We start from the raw sequence: 22,009 nt of genomic DNA, 5'->3' as shown, positions 1-22,009 counted from the left end.
TCGAGGCCAGCGTGGGAGGGCTAGGTTTCGACGGGTGGTCAGGCTTTGGAGGGCCGGGTCTTCCGTCCCAGCGAAATCATTATACGACGCTCCGCTACGGGGTCTTTGGCATGGTCTTTGGTCGTGCGAGCGCCAGCAGGTCAGCGACCGTGCGGTGACTCTCAACCGGGTGCCGCAGTGGCTGGTCGGCGTGAACCTCGTACCGGTTCCGACGACCCTCCCGCATGCGCGTAATCACCTCGCCCTGCTCCAGGTCTTGGATGATGTTCTGCACCGCCCGCTCGGTGATCCCCACGCGAACCGCCATATCACGCAGCCGAGCCCCAGGGTCCTCCACCAGACAGATCAGCACATGCGCGTGGTTAGACAAAAACGTCCACTGCCCACCCCCCGCCCCCCCCCCGCCCCCCGCTATCGCTCCCGCCATCCGTGCGCCCCCCGCGCCCCCGCTACCCCCCGCCGCTGCCCTCCGAGCGGACCCCGACGAGCGTGGCTTCTTCTTGACTGTTGTCTTAGGCATCACCGATACCACCTTTGTGACCCGCAGGGTTTATCGCGGGATGACGAGTATACAAGACTCTCATTTGACGAAATAGACTTCGTGTATTATTCTTCTCCTGTTGGCCAGACCCGTGTAGATGATCTCGAGACCGACAGGAGCCTTAGGATGACGACGCTGATGATGCAGACCCCCGAGCAGGAGCTGACCCCCGCGATGAAACCAAGCCCCCGTGCGAACGTGTCGGCGGAAGCTGCTGTGACGGTGGCGTATGGCGACGGGATCGGGCCTGAGATCATGAAGGCCGTGCTCTTCGTGCTCAAGGAGGCGGGGGCTAAGCTCGCCATCGAGGAGGTGGAGATCGGGCAGAAGGTTTACGAGCGGGGGATCAGCGCGGGTATTGAGACGGCGACTTGGGACTCGCTGCGGCGGACGGGTGTGATGCTCAAGGCACCGATCACGACGCCTCAGGGCAAGGGGTACAAGTCGCTGAACGTGACGCTTCGGAAGAGCCTGGGGCTGTTTGCGAACGTGCGGCCGTGTCGGAGTTATGACCCGTTCATCGTGACGAAGAACCCGGGGACGGATGTGGTGATCGTGCGCGAGAATGAGGAGGACACCTACGCGGGGATCGAGCATCGACAGACGGCGGAGGTCACGCAGTGCCTCAAGCTGATCACGCGGCCGGGCACCGAGAAGATCGTGCGGTACGCGTTTGAGTACGCGAAGCAGCAGGGGCGGAAGCGGGTGACGTGCTTTATCAAGGACAACATCATGAAGATCACCGATGGCTTGTTCCATCGGGTCTTTGATGAGATTGCTGCGGAGTATCCGGAGATCGAGGCGGACGCGCAGATCATTGACATCGCGACAGCACGGCTTGCGAAGGACCCGACGGGTTTTGATGTGATTGTGACACTGAATCTCTATGGCGACATCATTTCGGATGTGGCGGCGGAGCTGACGGGATCGGTGGGGCTGGGCGGATCGGCGAACATCGGCGAAGTGGCTTCGATGTTCGAGGCAATCCACGGCTCGGCGCCGGACATTGCGGGCAAGGGGATCGCGAATCCTTCGGGTCTGCTGCATGCGGCGGTGATGATGATGGATCATGTGGGTCAGCCGGAGGTCGCCCAGGCGATCGAAAATGCTTGGCTGCGTGCGATCGAGGATGGCGTGCGGACCGGTGACATCCGTGGTGAGCATGACGCGGTGGGGACTGAGGCGTTCGCGCAGGCGGTGGTGGATCGGTTGGGCCAGCAGCCGCAGACGCTGGCGATGCAAGTGCATCATGCTCGGGAGGGTGGGATGGAGCTGTACAAGGCGAAGCGGTCGGCGAAGCCGTTAAAGGAACTGGTGGGTGTCGATGTGTTTCTCGACTGGGATGAAGCGGATCGGTCGCCTGAGGTGCTCGGGCAGAAGCTCGAGCAGGTCGCCGGTCCTGACCTGAAGCTGAAGATGATCAGCAACCGAGGCGTGAAGGTGTACCCGGAGGGGCACGCGGAGACGTTCTGCACCGATCACTGGCGCTGCCGGTTTGTGCACCCGGAGCATCCGAGTGTGATCCGACACGAGCAGGTCATCGGTCTGCTGCAGAGGCTGTCGGCCGCGGGTCTGGACTTCATCAAGACCGAGCATCTTTGTCGGTTTGATGGGGAGCTGGCGTATTCGCTGGGGCAGGGGGAATGACCCCCCCTCCGCATATTAGACTTTCAGTTTCTTATTGACATTAGTAAGCCTGGCCTGTTGTACGAGCAGGTCGGGCTTTTGCCTAGCGCGTGGTTATGTTGTGGACGCTGGTCTGGAGAACCCAGTCGAGTTCGGGTGAGGATTCGGGGTGGGGGCTGATGAGGACGATGCGGCCTTCACCGAAGGTTGAGGCGATGATGGCGGGCTGGCCGGGCATAAGGGTTGGGGCTAGGTCGTGGCTCTCGGGGGGTGCGGAGGTGAAGGTGGCGAGGACTTCGTAGTCGGGAAGGTCGAGGTTGGGAATGAGGCCATCTTCGTGGGCGAGCATGGGGCCGTTGGCGTAGCGGACTTTGATCGGTGTGGCGGGCTGGTTGAAGTAGTCAGTGCCGGCTTCGGTGAGTTGGATGGTGACGGTTCCGCGGCCCATCTGCCAGGGTCGGTGGTGGTAGGCCTTGACGATGGCGAGATAGTCGGGGAAGCGTGCGGTGGCGAGGTAGGCTCCTGCGCAGATGCCGATGTAGTGTCCGCCTTGGTGCACATAGCTTTTGATGTTGGCACGCCCTTCTTCTCCAAGGGCCTGACCTTGCGCTCGGCCGCGGCCGCCTGGGAAGACGAGGATGTCGTAGGCGGAGAGGTCGGCGGTGGTGAAGTCGTCAGGTGTGAGGAGGGTGGTAGTGACGTGGTCGAGGGAAGCGAGGGCGCGTTGGACGGCGGGTGGTCCGGCGTCGCCTGCACCGGGGCCGGTGTAGATGGCGATTTGGATGGGACGGGCTGGGGTATCGGGCTGTGGTGAGGAAGCGCAGGAGACGAGCAGGAGTGACAGGCAGATTAGAACACAGAACCGGCGCGACAGCATGTAAATCATGGATGGGATCCTACCTCCCCGGCAGGCCATCAGGAAGAGATTTTGATCGACTGATTGGTATCGCGAAGCAGAAGCCAACCGGTGATCGCCCAGATGACGGCTGCGATGAGGGTCGGCGTCGTCATGCGGAGCATAGCGAACATCGGGAGCAGGAAGGTAGCGATCTGCCAGGTGAGGGCGAGGGCGAGTCGGGCCAGGTCGGCGGTGTGTTCGGCGCGGTCGTTTTGCTTCCAGTCTCGGGGCCAGATGCCGAAGGGGCGGGTCTGCTCGTAGAAGGCTCTGAGGCGAGTGGTATCGGTGGGTTGTGAGGCGTAGGTGCCGATGATGCAGCCAAAGATCGAGGCGAGCGAGATCGCGGAGAGGGTCGCGATGTCGGTGAAGGCGTTGTTCTGGATGAAGATCGACACGGAGTCAGCCATGCCAAGTTGATAGGGAGTGGGAAGGAAGGTCCAGGCAAAGGCGGCGACGAAGCCGGTGATGACGCCCAGGGTGAAGCCGGCGCCGTTGAAGCGGGCCCAGAACCAGCGGAGGGCGAAGGGGACAAGGAAGGCGGGGAAGAGTTGAATAACGATGGTGACCCAGACATCAACGACGCCTTCGGCGAAGAGCAGGGCGAGGGTGAGGCCAGCGGCGACGATGACGGCGGAGGCGATGTAGCCGGCGATGACCTGAGCGCGTTGCGTGGGTTCGGGACGTTTGTTGCGCTGAGCGAAGGGGAGGTAGAGATCGCGGACGACGTAGGAGGCTCCGGCGTTGATGGTAGAGTCGAAGGTCGACATCGAGGCAGCGAAGATGGCGGTGACGAGGAGTCCGCGGATGACGGGCGGGAAGAGATCGGAGAGCAGGACGCCTGGGAGGATGCGTTCGGGGTCTTGCTCGCCGATGCCGAGATGGATGGCGAGGATGGCGAAGCCGAGGACCATCGGCCAGCGGAAGGCGAAGAGAACCGTCCAGAGCATGCAGAGTTTCTTGACCGTGGGAACGTCCTGCGAGGCGTAAAAACGTTGGGCCATGTAGGCGGACCCCCCCGACCCGCCAAGGCCTTCGAGGATGCCTTTGCCCGCCCAGAAGAGGAGGAAGAGGATGAAGGGCGAGTACTCGGTGATGGGCTGATCGACGCCAGCGGTCTGGGTCTGGGTGAGGCCGGAAGTGATCAGCGGCGTGGCTTGGTTGTACGCGTTGCCGGGCCACTGAGCGAGGAGTTCGGGAGTGACGTAGCCAGCGGCGGTAATAGCGATGTAGATGGCGGCGAAGCCGATGAGGGCGGCCTGGAGGACGTCGGTCCAGATGACGCCATAGAGACCTGAGATCATGGTGTAGAGCAGGGCGACGGCGGCCATAGCGACGGCGCAGGTCACGGGATCGAAGGGGAGGAAGACGGCGAGAAACTTGCCTGCTGCCGCGAGGAAGAAGACGACCATACCGATGGTGATGATGAGGTAGGTGAAGGCGGCGGTGTAGCGGGCGGCGCGGCCCTGCCAGGTGTCGCCGAAGCGCAGGAGCATCCACTCGCCGGTGGTGACAACGTGGGAGCGCTGGTGCCACTTGCCCATGAACGCGAGGAAGACGGCGATAGGAAGGACGACTCCGCCACGCATCTCGATGAAGAAGCCGTGGAGGCCGTAGAGGTAGACGAGGGTGATGATGGTCATCGTGCCGGCGGCGTCGAGGTTGGAGCTCATGCCGGACGCACCGAGAGCCCACCAGGGCATTTTGCGGCCCGCGAGGAAGTAGTCGGAGGCCCCGGCGGCGGCGCGGCGTGCGAGGAAGAGGGACTTGGCGACGAGGATGAAGAGGTAGGCCGCCACGATGAGGTAGTCAATCGTGTGCATGGGGTCAGAGTACGAGGTATGGCCTGACCTGCAAGAGTCTAGCGGTTGCTCGGGGCTATCTCGGCTGGTGTCTGAGGTTGAAGAGCGAGCTGCACTGGCTAGCAAAAATACTCGCCATGAGGCCGCGCCCCATTGAGCAATAACGGTCTATCGGTTGATATCGACGCAGCGATTGTGACAAGTGCACTCGGGTAATCGATCAATCTGTGGCCAAGCTGATATCGATGTGATTCTCTGATAGGCCTGAGGGGATGCCAGCGTCTTTGTTCTGCGATCGATATCAACGAACTTTGCGTAGATTCAAGTCGGAGAAAGCGATCCGGGCCTGGTGTGTGTGATCCCAGTAGTATCCGCCGAGGCCCAGCCGGTTATCGTCATCGGCATCAAACCAGCCGAAGTATGCATTGGTCAAGACGACATTGTCGTCTATCTTGATGGTTGCGTGCCCATCCGTGAAGCGGATGCTGAAGGTAAAATCATCATCCAGTCCATCGACATTGGCAAGCATTCTGTTACGCGATAGTTCGCCAACGCTTGTTTCTGATCGTGCGATGTCGAAGATGATTCCAAGCGGCGTACTTCGCGACCATCCGGCGACAACAACTAGTGGCCGTCTCGAGTCGGTGGGAGCTTCGATCACTCGGGCTCTGCCCGAGAGTTCCCATCTCGTGCCGAAGTCGCCGAAGAGTCTTATCTGGAGATAGCCGCCCTGAGCATCTCCGATGAGCGAGCCATCTTCATCGACTGACCATGCTCCTTGCATAGGCTGCCAACCTGAGAGGATTTTGTCTGGCTGGAGTTGTACGACCTTGTTCTGATGGAAATGCTGATACCAGTCCAGCGTAATGGCTCGGTTTGCCAGGTATTTATGGAGTAGCGGGTGAGTGTTCTCTTGAAGCAGGCCATGGTAGACCTGGAGAGCTTGATCGAATCTCTGGTTCTGGACCTGGTTGCTGGCAGTTTGGATACGCTGGGCCAACGGAGAGCTCTGAGCAAACGCTTCTCCGGCAATGTCTTCCCATGCAACCTTCGTCACGGTATCCAGGCCCGTCGGCGTGTGACTGAGTCCGCCGATGAGTCGGACGACTTCATCGTATCGTTCGGCTGCATAAGCGTAGGCGATCTGCCGCTCAACAAGACAGTTGTTGGTGAAGCCATAGGGAGCTTTTCCCAGGTAACCCTCCAGTACACGAGCGTGATCCTCATAGACGCGCGGCTGTTTGTCGTAGTCCCAGCGACGGTCTGGGTCTGACCGGGCAAGATCTATTCTGATGGCTTCGATGCAAAGGATATATCGCCAGGGGATGGCCGTATCGAAGCGTCCAGTATCAAAACACTCTCTGCCAAAGGACTCAAGAGCCTCGAAGGAGCCATGCCATCTCGGTCGGATCCCCCACTCATAGCCACGGTAGGCGGGCTCGTAGTCAAACTGGGCCTGGACGGCCCTGTCGAACCACTGACGCATCTCGATCTCTGCTGAGCCGATGCTGGCGCCCATCGCTACGGTGATCATCTGCGTTGGAGCTTCGGGGAGTGTGGGGTCTTTGGTCCAGGCTTTCGCAAGATGTCCTCTCGCTATGCTTAGCTGCTCATGAAAGGCGTTCCATTGCTGCTCGTTGACGGTGTCGGCAAAACCCGAGCCTCGATCCTGCCAAGCTCGCTCGACATACGCGGTGCCAAGGGCTGTGTGATAGAGCCAAGTTTCGATCCCATCGGCTCGTTCGATTGCATCGATCAGCGTTATCAGATCATGCTTCTTGAGGTCGTCGGCCCATTGAGCGATCCATTGCGCGTAGACACGTCGCTCAAAACCATCTGCCTGCTGAAGTGCCTTGATGCAGGATTTGATAGCTTGCTCAAGCATCAGAGGCGTCAGTGGATTATCTGGATCGAGTTCAGCGAGACCGCTATGAGCATTCTTTGCCGCCAACCAGATGCGCTCGGTTGGATAGCCCTGCTGCCGAAGAGAATCGACGACTGGGATCAGTTGCAGGTCAGCCTGATCACGAGAGATATTGCGGGCGTTGACATCACCAAGCATGCGCACGCGAACGTAAGCGATGAGCGGATCGTTACAGCCAGTCGCAATCGCGCGCTCCGCTTCTTCGAGAATTGTGGTGGACCACTCGTCCGGGCGCATGTAGCTAACGGTGGACCAATATGAGGCGACCTCCTCCAATGCCTTTTCAGCGGACTGGTCCCAAGCGGGACTCCGCAGGCCATGCTACCTGTAGGCCACCTGGAGTTGCTGATTGAAGTGGTCACGGTAGGCCAGCCGAAACTGAGCGTCGGTCGTGGGAACGTGGTCTTGAGGAGGCGCTCCTGCTGCAGGGCATCCGGTCTGGACGGCAAGCAAAAGGGCTAGAATTCCCGATAAGACCCTGTCGTTAATCGCTGACATGCTGGCAGTCCTCAGACGTTACTTGGCTTAGGCTATCGGGGCCTGTACGCCGCGGGAAGAGTGCCAACGGAGTTTTTGCTAGAATAGGAATCATGCGGGCGTAACTCAATTGGTAGAGTGTCAGCCTTCCAAGCTGAATGTTGAGGGTTCGAGTCCCTTCGCCCGCTTTGAGCATCAGCGCTCCCCGAGTCGCCTAGAGTCGCAATAGACAACGACTTACGACTCTCCCCCCCTGTACCACCACCCGTCACCCCCTCGCCAGCTTGAGCGCCCTTGAGCGCTTGTGAGCGCGTGTTGCGCTGACGTATGCGCTCACATGGCCCAGCCTCGCCCCGGTTGCCGTCGGTGCCGGTCGCCACCCGGGTCTCGGCCACGCCAACCTCATCCATCGCGTTCACCGCCCCGGCCGCGTCATGCAACGACAGCGCCGTGTAGTGCTTGAGGGTCGTCCGGTAGTCCGCGTGCCGCATGATCTTTTGCGACACCTGCGGGGTCGCACCGGCCCGTGCGAGTCGGGTGCCCAGGGTCGTCCGCAGGGCGTGTAGGTCCACCACCCTTCCTTGATCGTCCGGCACAACCGCCAGCTTCGTATCGACCCTGCGCCGCTTGCCCTTACCGATCATGACCGGCTCGCCGTTCTCATCCAGCACCGGCACCCGCTCGGCCAGCCCCGCCAAGAAGAAGTCCAACAACTGAGTCCGGCCGTCTACCTTGACCCCGAATACACGCCCGTCCCCGATCGCCCGGGCCTCCTGCCGTCGTCGCTCCAGCGCCCCGGCAAGCTGCGGGTGCATCGGCAACAGATCGGTCCGCTTCGCCTTCCCGCCCCTGATCGTGATCGTCATGCCCTCGAAGTCAATATCCGACCACCTCAACCGCTCCAGGTCTCCCCGGCGTAGCCCGGCCAGCACCGCCGCCAAATACCACGCTTCCCGCCCACGCCCCCGTGCAACCTCCAGCAACCGCCCCAACTCATCGTCTGTCAGGGGTCGCCGGACCCGTCGCCGGTCTGATTCTTCATCCTGCCGGGGCACCACCTTCAGCGGGTTCACCTCCGCCCGGCCGGTCATGACGCACCACGTACAGAACACCACCGCATCCTGCCGGTAGTGGTTGACCGTCCGTGCCGATCGCCCCAGATCACTCAGCAGCGCCAGCCGATTCTCGAGCGCGTCTGCGGTTAGGTCACTCAACCGCTTGATCCCGTGATCCAACAGTGTCCGCAGGTGCATCGCCTTTTGGCTCACAGTCTTTTTGGCTTGCTTCGCACGCTCACAATGCTTCAGGTAGTCCTCGATATGCCGCTCCAGGCTGCGCCGTCCCTCGGTCGCCACGCGATCCAACCGGGGGTCCACCACACCCGACCGCTTCAGCGCCGCGTCCTCCACAAACTTCGCCAGTATCCGCTCCGCCGCCGCTCGGTCCGTCGTGCCGGTCGATCGCACCTGCCGCTTGCCGTTGTAGTCGGTCCAGCACGCCTGCCAGTTCCCCTTGCCCTCCCGCTTATAGAGTGATCCGGTGCTGCGGGGTCGCCGTGTTTTTGTCTTAGACTTCCTCGGCATCGGTCAATCCTTTCTCGGCCGGGGTGCCCGGCGCTTTCGCTTCAACGCGACCTCGAACCCCAGCACCCCCGCCAACCTCTCCAACGTCTCCACGCTCAATCCACGGTCCCCGGTAGCGAATAGCTGGAGCGCCGATTGCGACATCCCCGCATCAGCCGCCAGCCGGTTCACCGATCGCACGTCGGCCCGGACCGCCCGCCGTACTTGATCGAATAGATTCATAAGGCACATGATAACACGATTATCACTCACCGCAATAGTCCTCTCTGATCTCGGCCAGCGCCGTCACCATCCCCTCGATCTCGGTTCCGCCCCCGTCCACCGTCACGATCGCCACCCGCTCATCCCATGCGTCCCGCGCCGCGATCGCACGCCCCCGTGACAGCGACCGCAGACGGCGCAGGATCGTCCCCACCTCAGCCCGCACCAGCATCGCCGTGATCGGCTCACGCTCGCGTCTCAGCCGTTCCACCAGGTCCTCGGGGGTCTCGGGCCGGACCCGTGCCCTCAGCCGGTCGCCGTCCAGCCACACCGACACGCCCGCGTCTCGGGCCTCGGCCAGCAGGGTCTTAGGGAACGTGTTCGTGCTCATGGGATCTCCAGTAATGCCCCAAGCCGGGTCTCCCCGGCCGGGGGTCGGGGGGTCACTCAGCCGCAGGACCCGACGCAGACAACCTCACCCCCCCATGCTTCGACAGCCTCTCGAAACTCTTAGCCAATCGGCTCACGATCTCGTCGTATGCCTCCTGCGCCTCATGCTTCCTGATCACCGCTTGCGATCGCTCCGGCTCCACCGACAGACCGTGCAGGGTTTGGAGTCGATACAGCCTCAGCTCGTCCTCAGCGTCCGCGATCTCGGCACCCAGCCGCCACAGATCGTCCAGTGAATCCAACCTCACCCCGCAGTGGCCCGACAGCAGGTGCAGCGCCGCAGCCTCCAGGGGAGACAGCCTGCGCCCCCCCAGGGTGCAATCCTTCAGCAGCGCGATCACGCTCGGCCCCGGGTCAGACTCAAACTCTGATCTAAGGATTGAAAGGTGCTCCAGCCGCTCGCTCGCATCAATACAGAATCCCATCACTAGTCCAATCTGCCGCCTCAGCGGCCTTCGTGTTGAGTCGGCAACTCGCCGACAGGTATCAGGTCGTGCCCCCGTCACAGGTCAATGACCCGGCCGCCGTCGCCGACGTCCGGGCCGGTTCCGTCCCCCTGATCGCAAAGGTGCTCAAGTCTTAGAACCTGCGCACCTTTGGAATCCGCCCCAAAGGTGCGCAGGTCCTTTTGCCCGTTTTCACCGTGTTTTTTCAAAGGTGAGCTAGATGCGCAGGTTATTTCACCCTTAGGGGTCTGCGCATCTTTGGTGCGCACCTTTGACGGCAGCTCCCACCACCAGCCACCACCCTCCCCGTACCCCTCCCGGTGCGGGGTGATCCCCAACTCATCCTTAGCCCGCCTCAGGGTTCCCATGCTGAACCCGGCAGCACGCCCCTCGCCCTCGATCTCCTTCACCCGCTTCGCCCCCTCCTCCAGCAGACCCCTCAGCCACGCCGCCGCATGATTGCGCGCCACAGGCTCCGGCCCCGGGGTCCGTTCCTCACCGCCGCCGTTCTCCCGTCTCAACTGATCGTCCGCAGACATCTCGACCGGGTTCATCTCCCACGCGATCACCGCAGGGTCCCCCGCGATCGTGAACGCCAGACCGCTCCCCTCGGGTCCCAGGTTGTTCTTACCCGGCAGCAGCAGCCGCCGCGTCTTGTCCTCCTCCTCGCGCGTCACGTGCCACACCGCCCGCGCTATGCCCGTGAACGCCCTCGATCCCAACGCCAACTCGTCCGCGTTCGTGCCGGTTCCCTTACGCCGGTGCGCGACCACTACAAACGCGGGTCCATACTTCTCAGCCAGCCGACCGATCGGTGCCAGCACCGACCGCACCTCGTTGTCCCGGTGCGCGTCGGTCCCGCTCCCCAGGTAACTCCCGATCGGATCGACAACCACCAGCTTGCAATCCGACAAGCGCTCCAGCACCGACTCCAACTCCAGCACATCGGCCAACGTGAACCACGTCTCGACCATCTCACCATCGCGTCCGGTCGGCCGTCGCACTCCCGCCAGCAGATGAACCCGGCGCACATCGGCATGGTGCGCGTCCAGCCGGGGCCGGATCGTGTCGCCGGGGTCATCCTCGGCACACACCAGCAGCACCGAACCCTCGGGGCACACCGTCCCATCCGGCCAGTCCGTTCCCGTCGATACCCGCGCCGCCATATCGCAGGTGAGGAAACTCTTACCCTCCCCCGGCCGTCCCACCAGCAACGTGATCCGCCCCAACGGGATACGCCCCGGCCACAACCACCTCACCTTCTGCGGCTCAATATCAGCCAGACACCTCAACACCGGCCCACCGGGGTCGTCCTCGAGCGCCGGGGTCTCGGCCGCCTCAGCCGTCAGCTTCAGAATCTCGGCCTTGAGCACCTCGCCGTCACCGCCCAGCGCCTCCAGCCGTTGCTCGACGTCCTCCCCTTCCTTCAGATCAGGCAGCCGGATCACCCGCACTCGGGGTGCCGGGTCCAGGCCACCCAGCAGCCGCCCCACCGCGCCCGCGTAGCGCCCCCCGGGGCCTCCCTCGTCCGGCAGCACGATCACATCCCGACCGGCCAGCGGGGTCCAGTCGGTTCCGGATGCCCTCTGCGCCCCGCCTGCGCTCGTCGTGGACACCAGCCCCAGCGACGCCACCAGGTCCGCGCACTTCTCCCCCTCAGTGACGTACACCGCCGCGTCCGGGTCCTTCGCTAGCTCAGGCAGCCGGTACAACGGGTGCGGCTTGATCGCACGATCGGCCCAGCCCCCCGGCACCTTTGAAGCGGGCCGGTAGGTCTTGCCCCCGTTCCGTTGCTCGAAACGGGTCACGATCACCACCGGGTCCCCGGCCCGATTCCGATAGATCCACTGCGCGACCACCCTGCCGATACGCCGCCTCTGATCCTCCACCACCGCCTCGGGGGTCGGGTGCGTTGTCGGTGCCGTCACCTCCCCCGCGTCCTTCACCTTCTTGCTGATCCTCGTCTTGATCGCCTTCGTTCGGGGGGATCTCCGCTTGCCCCCGCACATATCCGCCTTCGTGAACCCGCCCCCCAGGGCACCCAGCACCGCAGCCGACTCGCACTCCGCATAACACTTGATCCCCACCCCGTTCTCAGCGTCGCGCCAGAAACTCAAAGACGGGTTGTTGTCGTCGTGGGCAGGACAGCACGCCTTGAACCCGTCGCCTTCGGCTCGCACCTTCGGCAGTTCCATCAACCGTTGCCACAATCGGTCCGGTTCACCGGCCCCAGCAGCACCGCCCCCCTCCAGGTGAGTCGATGATTGCTTGGGTCGGGTCATCGGCGCACCGCCTTCTCCCGCAACCGCTCAGCCGCACCCGGTTCCGTTGGCGCGCCAGCGTCCAGCCACTTATCCAACTTCCGCGGGTCGTATCTCACCACCCTGCCGATCCGGGTGTGCGGGATCGCGTTCCTATTCGTCAAACTCCACAGGGTCCGTCGGCCGATTCGCAGCCGCACCGCCGCTTCCTCAGCGTCAATCAACTTCAGGTCCGTCATCGTGTGATCCTTCAGCGGGTCGCCGTCGGCCGCGTGCCGACGCACGCCCGCTATGAACCACAGCACGGACCGCGCGGACCGCTTCGGGGTCCGCGTCTGCGCACGTCAATCGCCCCCCGTTGCGTCTGATCGCAGGTGATCGCCCCGGATTATTTTTCAGACGGTCCGCTATTCGGTCCGCGCCGGTCCGCGCGGGTCTTAGACCTCATCGGCCAGCACGACAGACCTTGAATCAACAGCACGCCCCCGCCCGGGTGCGGTCCTCGGCCCTTCGGCCTGTAATCGAGCCTCCCTCACGTACTTTGCGAAGGTATCCGGGTTGATCTCGCCATACTTTGTTTCGTAGTGCGCGTGCGCCACCCTCACCTGCTCCGAATGATCCAGATTTGCCCACGTATCGCCGCCCACATCTCTCAACTCGGTCCACACCGTCCACGCCTTCGCTCTACTTGGCTTCATCTCCGCCGCACGCGGTTCCGACACCGGACCGTCGGCCGGGGTCTTGGTCGCCTGGTGTGACGATCCACCCGCGCGCCCCTCCAGCACCAGCAACTCACGCCGGATATCGGCTCGCAGTCGCCATAGGTGATTGTGGTTGGCCTCCCAATCAACCCACTTAGCCAAGCGATCCCAGCCCCTCGGGTCGTGGGGATCGGGGGTCGGCACAGCGTTCGGCCAATCCTTTTCGGGGGGCAAGTCCTCGGGGGGCAGGTCTCGCGCGAAACAGACCATAGACCGTATTCCCCACAGCGTCACCACCGCGTCCTCAATCGCCGTAGGTGCCCCCGACACCCCCACGCCATCCAGCACCCTCTTACCATCAACACCCCCTATAGATGAACCCATCGCGTCCAGCCCCCCGTCCATCGTCGCCGTCTTGACACGATCGACCGCAGCCAACCACGCCCCGATCTCGGGGGCTGGGTCCACCTCGGGTCGGGGGTCGGTCTCCGTGATCCACTTAACCGTGTTGCCCAGGTGCCGGGTTTGCTCGATCGCAGCGAACACCGCCAGCCCGATCTCCCGAACCTCAGCCCGTGTCAAACCAACCGTTGCATCCATGCCAGGAACCTCCAGAAAAGCGGGCCGGTGCCCGGGGTCGGCCGCTGGAGGACAGCCGACCCCGGGTCCGCATCGGGCCGCCCGTCGGCAGCCACCCGCAAGTCACAGTCTACCCGATCAAACCCCGCACCTTGCATAGTCTCATTGAAACTTGCCCGGGTCCTCCGACAGCTCAACAGCTACGTCACCGCCCAGCGAACCCCCACGATCCTCGGTTGTTCGATCGACCCGGCCGGGTCCTCCGGCCCACCGGCAAAGCCCGCCACCCCTGCCGATGCCCCCACAACCCCCGATTTTATTTGTACGCCGCACCGCCCTTATTGCGATCGCGTCGCAACTTGTACGACACACACTAACTTTGAGGGTGTTCCCGGAGGGGCTGGGGCGGGCTAAAAGTCCACGGAGGACCCAGAACGCTATCCTACTGCATTAACTAGACTTACAGCGGCGCCGACTCCATCATCAAGTGCGCAGAATCCACTATCAACGAGTCATCCTTGATCACCTTGATGCTTGCCCGCCGCCAACATAACACCTCACGCTATTCCCCAAGTCTCAGTCGGGACTTGAGTGAGGATCTCTGCCAGATCGATCGCGTCTTTGCTCCTCGCCCTCTCGACGAAGGCTCGTCATAAATACCCCCCTCAATCAGAACCGTTTCTTAAACATAATCGCGAGTTACGGATTAGATTGAGTGGCAGGTCAAGCATGACTTGCTGGTTGGCCGAAGCTGTTGGAACTGTGATGGAGACAGAAAATGACCAGCCACCGACACACGAGTCGGGCACAAGCCAGTACCGAGGGGTACGCCAACCCGTTTTGTGTACTTGGTCTCTCGGCTGATGCGGCCGGGGTTGAGATTCAGCAAGCTGCTCAACGGGCGCTTATGGAGCGTCGGCTGGGTGCATCCTCCTCGGACACTGCGGATCAGATACGTGCTATTGAAGGCGCTCAAGAGCGTCTGAAGGATCCGGAGTCTCGTTTCCACGCAGCCATGCACTGGGTCACTCTCAATCAACAAGAGATCGACTCCTGGGGAAGTGCCGCCAAGATGCGGTCTCTGGCATTCGACCAGACCATGCTGACTAATGATGCATACGAACGTATTGCCACGGCAGAGTCGGTGGCGATACGGAATCACAACATCGCTGTGCTTCTCTGTGCTGACGCACACCGGCTCGCCGTGCAGGGTGAGATTGAGGCGGCGGCAGCCTCTTGGCGGCGAGGCTTCGAGAGATGGGCTCTGTGTCTGGCGTCGGAGGACTTTCTCCAGCAACAACGAGAACGAGCCCGCAGACTGGAAGATAGTCGGCTCACACATACATTCGTGTCAGCAGAACTCTCTGGAGTACCTAGGCGGCTGCTCGCGGAGCCCGCAGCATTGGCGTCCCATGCGCTAGAGAGTAGGCGGGTGACCGATGCGGTTGCCCTCGTAGACATGATTAGGTCTGCACCTTTTGATGCAGGGTTCATCGACGACGTACTGGAGACTGTCTATCGCCCGCTGGCTCGAAGGGTTGAGTCAGAAATAGACCAGCTGGATTCACGTCGCTCAGAGATCCTGAAGTCTTCGGAAACCACGTCGTCTGATACAAAGTCGGTGCGACGCGAACTGCACGACCTATTTGTCGCGTTCAAGGAACATGTCGCTCCCGATCTTGAAGTAATGCTTGAACTCGGCGATCTGCCGGGCTTGGCCGAAGAGCATGCTCGCGACCATGCATCGCGTTTCCTAGAGCAGCTCGGACTCATCGCATGGAATCTGGCAGATGATGCTGAGCTAGCCCAAGACGCGACGCGTTTAGCAAATCGTTTCGCGGATGCAAAATCTCTCAAAGACAAGCTCACGAAATCCCTTGGCCAGCTTTCTGATCAGGCAGTTCTCGGTCCTGAGCTCGAGCAGATCATGACTCTCGCGGCTGGGGCCTCAGCACCGCAAGCGATCGAGAAGCTCAAAGCTCTGAAGTCCAAAGTGGAGTCAGCGGAGTCACAGAAGATGCTGGACTCACTGATCGAGAAAGTCTCGAATCACCATGCTCTCAATGTATTCGCAGAGGCCATGGGACTTATGCAACGCAGAGCTACCCCCTCTTCGGTACGACTGAAGCTCGAAGAAGCACGGCGGTACGCACGTGATGCCGAAATGCGTGCCAGACTCGATCAGTTCTTACAGCAGATCCGCACAGTTGAAACAAAAGTTGCGGCACAACAGAAGACCGGCTGTCTGGTGCCCATAGTGTTTGGCATCACGCTTCTCGGAGCGGCGGTGGCACGAGGGCTTATGTTATGAGTAGCGATCGAAGATTGATATCGCACAGACCTGTTCCACGCTGCATGCGTATCACCGAGTCGCCGATCGAGATTCCGAGCGCCGCCTTGGCGATGCTCGCGGTTCAGTTGCGTGGAGAGCCTGAGTCCAGTTCGAGCCCCGACCTTCCAGAACTGGAGTCGTTCGCCTTACACACATGGAGACTCGGTCGGCGGGTCGATGGAATGGCTGATTCGGACAGACGAATCAAGCGCCAACTCCAAGACTCGCACAAGCGGTTGACCGATGCGCTCTATGGACTCGGCCTCACTATCGATGATCCTACGGATCGAGCATACACGGATGGCTGGCTTGAAGTCGATGTGATCGCTTGGGAAGAGCCAGATGGCCCAGCTCCAGAAGGCATCCATGGTCCGTGGGTTAAACAGACGATTCGTCCCATCATACGCAGAGGTGATGGCCTGCTCTGTAAAGGCGAGGTTGTGGTAGCAGACCCAGATGATGCAGGGCAGGCCACTAAGTAGCACGAGGAGACACAGCAATGACGACAACCATTGATTTGGGTATCGACTTGGGAACGACCAACTCTGTTGTTGCCATCTCACGATCCGGGAACATCGAAATCGTCAAGAACCGCAATGCCGAGATCACACCCTCGATGGTTGCCTACGACCAGAGGGGAACCGAGAAGGTCGGACAGCAGGCTAGAGCTAGCTACGGTGATCCACGTCGGGGTCCGGATGTCCAGGCCGAGTTCAAGCGGAAGATGGGCCAAGATGTCCAGCTCCACTTTGCGAACTGTGATGTGTCAAAGTCGCCGGAAGAGCTCTCAGCGATTGTGCTGCAGGATCTTCGGCGAGCGGCCGAAGAACGCTTTGGGACATCGCCGCGGGGCGCGGTTGTCACGGTCCCAGCCATGTTTGAGCTTCCGCAGAATGAAGCAACCGCACGAGCAGCGCGACTCGCGGGATTTGATCACTCGCAACTGCTTCAGGAGCCAGTCGCCGCGGCGGTCGCCTACGGTATGAGTACAGAATCCGAGAAGGCTCTATGGCTCGTGTACGACTTCGGCGGCGGTACCTTTGATACATCGCTGATCTCGATCCGCGATGGAGCCTTGACCGTTGTCCGGCATGCAGGAGACAACTATCTCGGAGGTGCGGACTTTGACTGGGCGATTGTTGATCACATTCTGCTGCCCAAGATCGCTCAGAAGTTCAATATCGGATCCCTCAAGCGGCACTCTGCGGACGACCGGCAGTCAATCGGTCGTCTACGCCGCCTTAAAGCGATCGCTGAAGATATCAAGATTGAACTGAGCCGATCGGATAGCAGCGAGTTGTATCGTGAGGCTGGCGACGTCTTCGAAGACGACACCGGTGCACCGGTAGAGCTCGATCTGAGTGTGTCGCGAGGAGAGTTCGAGCGTCTAATCCGGGACAGCGTCTCGAAGTCTGTCCAGATCACAAGAGAGCTTATACGTGCCTCCGGATACGGTCCCGGTGACGTTGAGAAGGTCGTCTTAGTCGGCGGAACCACATTCGTTCCCATGGTCCGTGAGCAGGTCGGAACGCTCGGAATCCCGACGTCGTTTGAGCTTGATCCGATGACCGTAGTTGCGCGAGGGGCCGCGGTCTTCGCCTCAACACAGGTCATGCCCGAAGCAGAGGGTGCTGGCGCGGCAGTCGTCGCCTCTGGGCAGGCAAGCGTGAACCTTGAGTTTGAACGGATCACAAAGCAAGCCACGCCGCTGGTTGGCGGACGCGTGTCCACTCCAGATGGTCTTAATGCGACCGACTGCCGACTAACCATCACTCGCGACGATAATGGGTTCACGAGCGGCAATCTCGCGCTCGACGCTACCGGCATGTTCTTCACCAATGTGCAGATCCGTGACTCCGGTCAATCCTCATTTCGACTCGAGCTGCGTGGCCCCGATGGTGAACTGGTCCCAGTCACGCCGTCTGAGTTCGCGATCACTCATGGGCTGACTGTCGGAAAGGCAACGCTTCCGTCTGGCTGCCAGGTAGCCTTGGCTGATGGTTCCGCGAAAATGCTGGTGTCCGCTGGCACAACACTCCCGGCGGATGGCCACCACGATCTTCGAACGAGCCGGGACTTGAAGGCAGGGAGTGACGATTCGCTCGTGATCCCTTTTCTGTCGGGTGATGCCCCACGAGCTGATCACAACAGAGTCGGCACCATGATCCATATTCATGGGGCTCAGATTCGACGCGATTTACCAAAGGGCTCGAAGGTTGAGGCAAGCGTTCGCGTCGATGAATCAGGCGTTCCGCATCCGCTTGTGTACATCGAGAGACTCGATCAGGAGTTCGTGCCCCAGGAGCGTGGCAGGAACACGGTCTTGGAGCATGAGCCTCCTGAGGTCATGCGTCAGAGGCTAGCAGCGGCACGCGCGAAGGTTACTGCTGTCGCGGAAAAAGCCAGCCAGGGAGATGCCCAAGAGGTTCTAGAAGAAGTTCAGAAGCTTGAAGTGTCATCGCAAGAGGATCGGATTGAACAGCTGATCCATGCCTGGGAAGCCGGAGACGATGTGGCGGCTGGAAAGGCAAGGAACGAACTCGCATCGCTCGCGACTGAGGTTGATCGGCTCGATACGCTCGTCGATTGGCCCGCGAAGCTGGCAGAGTTCGAGAAAGAATCTGCCAAGGTCAAAGAGCTGCTCGCTGAACTTGGCCAGACGGACTTGAACGAGGCAATTGACACCGTGATCATTGAAGGGCAGCGAGCAGTGAAAGCCCACGATCCCAAGATGCTTGAGGCATCGATCACGATGCTTCATCAGATTCGAATGATGGGCTTGCAACGCGACCCGCGTTTCTGGGCGGGCATGCTGCAGTTTTGTGCTGAGCGAATCGGCGAGTTTCCGGATCAGGTCAAGGCTCGCGAGTTGATGGCCGAGGGCGCAGGCGCGATGAGACGTGGTGACGTCGACTCTCTGGAGAGTGTCTGTCGTGAGCTCATCCAAGAGCTGCCCGCCGAACTGGCGGCAGAAGCTCAGGGAGCTGCAATCCGCTCGGATGTCATGTAAGCGAGGCGGCGATCATGCAGGAGCCGAGGATATCTCTCAAAGCAGGCACGAGACTACGCGAGACCTACACGGTTGACCGATATCTGGGCTCTGGAAGGTTCGCTGACGTGTACTTGGTACGTCACAGATATCTCGGTATGCAGGCCTTAAAGCTCCTAGTCGATGCCTTCGACGAGGAAGCAGGTCACGAGGCGTTTCGGGAAGCATTTGTCCTTAGTCGAATTACACATCCTGGAATCGTGAGAGTGTTCGATGCGAATCGAATCGGACTTCGCGAATGTGACAACCCTTACATCACGATGGAGTACGTCGAGTCCGGTACTCTCGCTGACATGATCGACGCCAGTGCTTTTGGGCTAAAACCAATCGCTGCGCTCGATCTCGGGCTTCAGATCGCTAGCGCTCTGGCGCATGCCCACCAACTTGAGGAAGCAATCGTCCATCGCGATATCAAGCCTTCGAACATTCTCATCGAGAGTGCAGGTTCGGGGTTGACGGCGCGAGTGGCGGACTTTGGACTCGCGCAAGCTGTCGATCGGTTTACAGATTGTGTCGCCGCAGCCGGGACGTTGCTCTACACGGCCCCTGAGAGCCTTCGCGGATTCGAGACACCAGCAAGCGATGTGTTCTCACTAGGTCTGGTGCTTCATGAGTTGTTGACAGGCGTCTTGCCGTTCCGAAAGAGTGAGTTGAGAGGATGTTCGAACGACTCTGAAGTTCGAGCCATGCTCGCTGGGATGCATACCGACCTTCAAACTAAGCCATCGGTGAATGATCCATCCTTGGGGCCGGACATCGACTATCTCATCAAAGGAATGCTGGACACCTCGCTCGAGAATCGTTTCTGCAATGCTGGGGCTGCAGCCGTCGTGATCGAGTCGTGCCTACGTTCGCGTATAGAGGCTGGTGAAGACTGGGATCAAGGCGACGGCCGCAAGCCGGCTGAGATCGGATTCCGGATCGCGAGAGACCACGGGAGGAGAGTCGAGGCTATCGAGTGGTTCAATAAAGCTATCGACGTTCAACCAACCCTTCGTCGTAGGCTTCAGCCCTTTGTCGACCTGTTTGAATGTCGGGAAGGTTCCCATGAGGAGGCGAGAGCATGACACCAGCGAATCTTGACTCACCAGAAGCCGTGCTTGCGGCGGCGTTCTTCAACTGTGGGCTTCAGGCGTACCGAGCTGGGCACACGGAAGACGCACTGAAAGCGTTTGAAGAAGCAGTACGACTTGAACCAAACACCCTTGTGTACGCAATCGTTGCGTGCAAGGCTAGTTTCAGCCTTGGGCGATGGGACGAGGCGCGGCTGTATCTCAAGAGCGCTAAGACCGCTGGCTTGGAAGAAGATACCAGCAGAACAATGTCATGGGTGATCAATCGAGCTGTTGCTGCATGCGAGTGTACTCGCGTACCGATCCGATTCGAGCCAGGTCCGCCAAACCCACCGAGAGCGTCATGGACATTGGCGTTTTGTGATTGGTTCGAAAGCGTGGTTCACGAGTCCTGTCAAGAACTACGCCGTTCTGTGGCGAGTCGCGCGCCATGGAAATGATGGCCGAGCGAGTAGCTAGAATACATTTTATACCTTTGAAAAACTTGCAGAAGTGTCAATAACGACTAGAGTATTGATCTGTTGATCGAGTAGCGACAATGAAATCTAAGAACTTTTCATTATACACTGTCCTACTACCTCCAGCCGGCCACCAAACTTCTCTATGCTGCTCACGCCAGTAACCTAGAGCCCGCGGCTCGCGCTCCACATGAGGCATTCGGCGGCAGCGGAGAGGAGGCCTTGTCGATCTCGATTGATGAGGTGGCGGGGTTTGCGAACTAAAAGTTGAATCCTACTTAGTGCACTGCAACTCGACATCGCCTGGTGAGGCTATGGAAACAGATATCTGATTGCTATACATTCTGCCTGCGTCGATAAAGGATCGATAGGCCTGACAGCAGCCAGAATGAAGCAGTCGGCTCAGGAATAGTCGCTATCCAGACCGCGTACTCGACATTGTATATGGTGTTTTCAGTTCTATATGCGGTGCCGACTATCTTCTTCCCATCAGATGAGATGCCTGTAGCATTGAGTAACGACCATTCGGCCAAGTCTTCGCCATTCTGCTCAAGCATCTGTCCAATGGACCGCATACCGCGTTCTTCGGTCCAGATAAACGCCTTATTGCTATCAGGCGATCGAGTCTCCCCGACAACGACAGTTCCATCACCGTTAACGCCATAAGCTCGGCTATTGGGTTCACCAGGTGATAGTGACCCTAGGCTGCGCATGCCATTCTCTTTGGACCAGATGAAAGCAACTTGATTAACACCGTCGAAAGGCCCATCTGCACCCGGCTCGCCCGGACTTCCAAACCCAACGATTGTTGAGCCGTTAGAGTTAGCTGCGGTGGCAAAACTATGAGTACGCCCACCTGGAAGATCCCCGAGGGACTGCAAACCCTCTTGAGCAGTCCATCGGAATGCTTGGATGTCCCAGCTATCTCGCGTCTGGAAGTGGCCAATAACTGTTGAACCGTCAGCGCTGATGCCAGCCGCGTAGTGGTAAAGGCCGCCCATAGAAGGAACTATAAGAGGACTAGTCCCGGATTCGGTCCAGATGTAGGATGTCTCCACCGTGGCGGGTGTGGTATCAAACCAGCCAACAACTTTTGCGCCGTCGCCGCTTATACCCGTTGCATGTGTATCCCTGAACTGCGGCGGCATTTCTACATGCAGTTGTTGCATGCCGGACTCCTCGGTCCAGACAAAGGGCTGCATTACGCGATCCGTAAACTCTGCAAGTCCGATGATCTTGCTTCCATCAGAGCTGATATCGAATGGCTGACTTTCCAGGAAAGAATAAGTCTCTACGGGTACCCCATTAATCAGTGTAAAGCCCCTGAGTTCAAGCACTGTGTCCGGCAGCACCGTCATCGAGCCATCTGAAACATCCCATTTGACGGCGACTATTCCAAAAGAGTCGTCAAGTGATCTGGCAGTACCGAAAATGGTCGAGCCATCGTCGCTGATGCCAAAGCCCTTGCTGTCCCGGATGTTATCATGAGTCAGAATCTGGAAGCTGATTGCTTGCGTTTGGATCGAGGTTACTGCCAGAAAAAGTATTCCCCAGAATAGTCTCATTGCTTTCTTCCTTTGCAAGTGCAGCTATTAAATAAAAGTCAAAACG

General features: G+C 60.1%; 16 protein-coding genes and 1 tRNA gene. 7 read left to right on the top strand and 10 right to left on the bottom strand.

Annotated features, from left to right (window positions below; genetic code table 11):
- Positions 1–94: 94 nt before the first annotated feature.
- The gene (locus RIG82_09245) at positions 95–520 is read right to left on the bottom strand and encodes a winged helix-turn-helix domain-containing protein (protein ID MEQ9461121.1); all 426 of its coding nucleotides are present in this window, start codon (positions 518–520) and stop codon (positions 95–97) included.
- 147 nt (positions 521–667) lie between these two features.
- Between RIG82_09245 and RIG82_09240 the strand changes: the two genes are divergently transcribed.
- On the top strand, positions 668–2,188 hold the full coding sequence (locus RIG82_09240) for an NADP-dependent isocitrate dehydrogenase (GenBank protein MEQ9461120.1): 1,521 nt from the start codon (positions 668–670) through the stop codon (positions 2,186–2,188).
- Positions 2,189–2,270: 82 nt separating this feature from the next.
- Here RIG82_09240 and RIG82_09235 read toward each other — a convergent pair whose 3' ends face one another.
- From RIG82_09235 to RIG82_09225, 3 genes are all read right to left on the bottom strand, one after another.
- A complete protein-coding gene (locus RIG82_09235; protein MEQ9461119.1) occupies positions 2,271–3,053 on the bottom strand; it encodes a BPL-N domain-containing protein in 783 nt (260 codons plus the stop codon).
- A gap of 29 nt (positions 3,054–3,082) precedes the next feature.
- On the bottom strand, positions 3,083–4,885 hold the full coding sequence (locus RIG82_09230; GenBank protein MEQ9461118.1) for a hypothetical protein: 1,803 nt from the start codon (positions 4,883–4,885) through the stop codon (positions 3,083–3,085).
- Positions 4,886–5,165: 280 nt separating this feature from the next.
- Positions 5,166–7,025, bottom strand: a complete 1,860-nt coding sequence (locus RIG82_09225) for a hypothetical protein (protein MEQ9461117.1) — start codon at positions 7,023–7,025, stop codon at positions 5,166–5,168.
- Between the two features lie 355 nt (positions 7,026–7,380).
- Between RIG82_09225 and RIG82_09220 the strand changes: the two genes are divergently transcribed.
- Positions 7,381–7,453 (top strand) — tRNA-Gly (locus tag RIG82_09220).
- A 393-nt stretch (positions 7,454–7,846) separates the two neighbouring features.
- Positions 7,847–8,185 (top strand): hypothetical protein, encoded by a 339-nt coding sequence (locus tag RIG82_09215; GenBank protein ID MEQ9461116.1) that lies wholly within the window; start codon positions 7,847–7,849, stop codon positions 8,183–8,185.
- A 907-nt stretch (positions 8,186–9,092) separates the two neighbouring features.
- Here RIG82_09215 and RIG82_09210 read toward each other — a convergent pair.
- From RIG82_09210 to RIG82_09190, 5 genes are all read right to left on the bottom strand, one after another.
- Entirely contained in the window at positions 9,093–9,440 is a 348-nt protein-coding gene (locus RIG82_09210) for a hypothetical protein (GenBank protein ID MEQ9461115.1), read from the bottom strand.
- A 52-nt stretch (positions 9,441–9,492) separates the two neighbouring features.
- The gene (locus tag RIG82_09205; GenBank protein ID MEQ9461114.1) at positions 9,493–9,924 is read right to left on the bottom strand and encodes a hypothetical protein; all 432 of its coding nucleotides are present in this window, start codon (positions 9,922–9,924) and stop codon (positions 9,493–9,495) included.
- Positions 9,925–10,001: 77 nt separating this feature from the next.
- Entirely contained in the window at positions 10,002–12,227 is a 2,226-nt protein-coding gene (locus RIG82_09200; GenBank protein ID MEQ9461113.1) for an AAA family ATPase, read from the bottom strand.
- Positions 12,224–12,445, bottom strand: coding sequence for a helix-turn-helix domain-containing protein (locus RIG82_09195; protein MEQ9461112.1), 222 nt, complete (start codon positions 12,443–12,445; stop codon positions 12,224–12,226). Before RIG82_09195 ends, RIG82_09200 begins: the two co-directional genes overlap by 4 nt.
- Before the next feature lie 198 nt (positions 12,446–12,643).
- Positions 12,644–13,507, bottom strand: coding sequence for a hypothetical protein (locus RIG82_09190; GenBank protein MEQ9461111.1), 864 nt, complete (start codon positions 13,505–13,507; stop codon positions 12,644–12,646).
- A gap of 757 nt (positions 13,508–14,264) precedes the next feature.
- On the opposite strand from RIG82_09190, the gene RIG82_09185 reads away from it, so the two are divergent.
- From RIG82_09185 to RIG82_09170, 4 genes are read left to right on the top strand one after another with little or no spacing between them, the layout of a single operon-like run.
- Positions 14,265–15,797 (top strand): hypothetical protein, encoded by a 1,533-nt coding sequence (locus RIG82_09185; protein ID MEQ9461110.1) that lies wholly within the window; start codon positions 14,265–14,267, stop codon positions 15,795–15,797.
- Positions 15,798–15,841: 44 nt separating this feature from the next.
- Positions 15,842–16,300 (top strand): hypothetical protein, encoded by a 459-nt coding sequence (locus RIG82_09180; GenBank protein MEQ9461109.1) that lies wholly within the window; start codon positions 15,842–15,844, stop codon positions 16,298–16,300.
- 17 nt (positions 16,301–16,317) lie between these two features.
- A complete protein-coding gene (locus RIG82_09175; protein ID MEQ9461108.1) occupies positions 16,318–18,828 on the top strand; it encodes an Hsp70 family protein in 2,511 nt (836 codons plus the stop codon).
- A gap of 14 nt (positions 18,829–18,842) precedes the next feature.
- A complete protein-coding gene (locus RIG82_09170; GenBank protein MEQ9461107.1) occupies positions 18,843–19,934 on the top strand; it encodes a serine/threonine-protein kinase in 1,092 nt (363 codons plus the stop codon).
- Positions 19,935–20,733: 799 nt separating this feature from the next.
- Here RIG82_09170 and RIG82_09165 read toward each other — a convergent pair.
- Entirely contained in the window at positions 20,734–21,963 is a 1,230-nt protein-coding gene (locus RIG82_09165) for a hypothetical protein (GenBank protein MEQ9461106.1), read from the bottom strand.
- Positions 21,964–22,009: the final 46 nt, after the last annotated feature.

This window comes from Phycisphaeraceae bacterium (assembly GCA_040222855.1).
In the GTDB taxonomy this organism is placed as follows: domain Bacteria; phylum Planctomycetota; class Phycisphaerae; order Phycisphaerales; family Phycisphaeraceae; genus Mucisphaera.
Note: the sequence above shows the minus strand (reverse complement) of the source record. Positions and strands in the feature narration are given on the sequence as shown.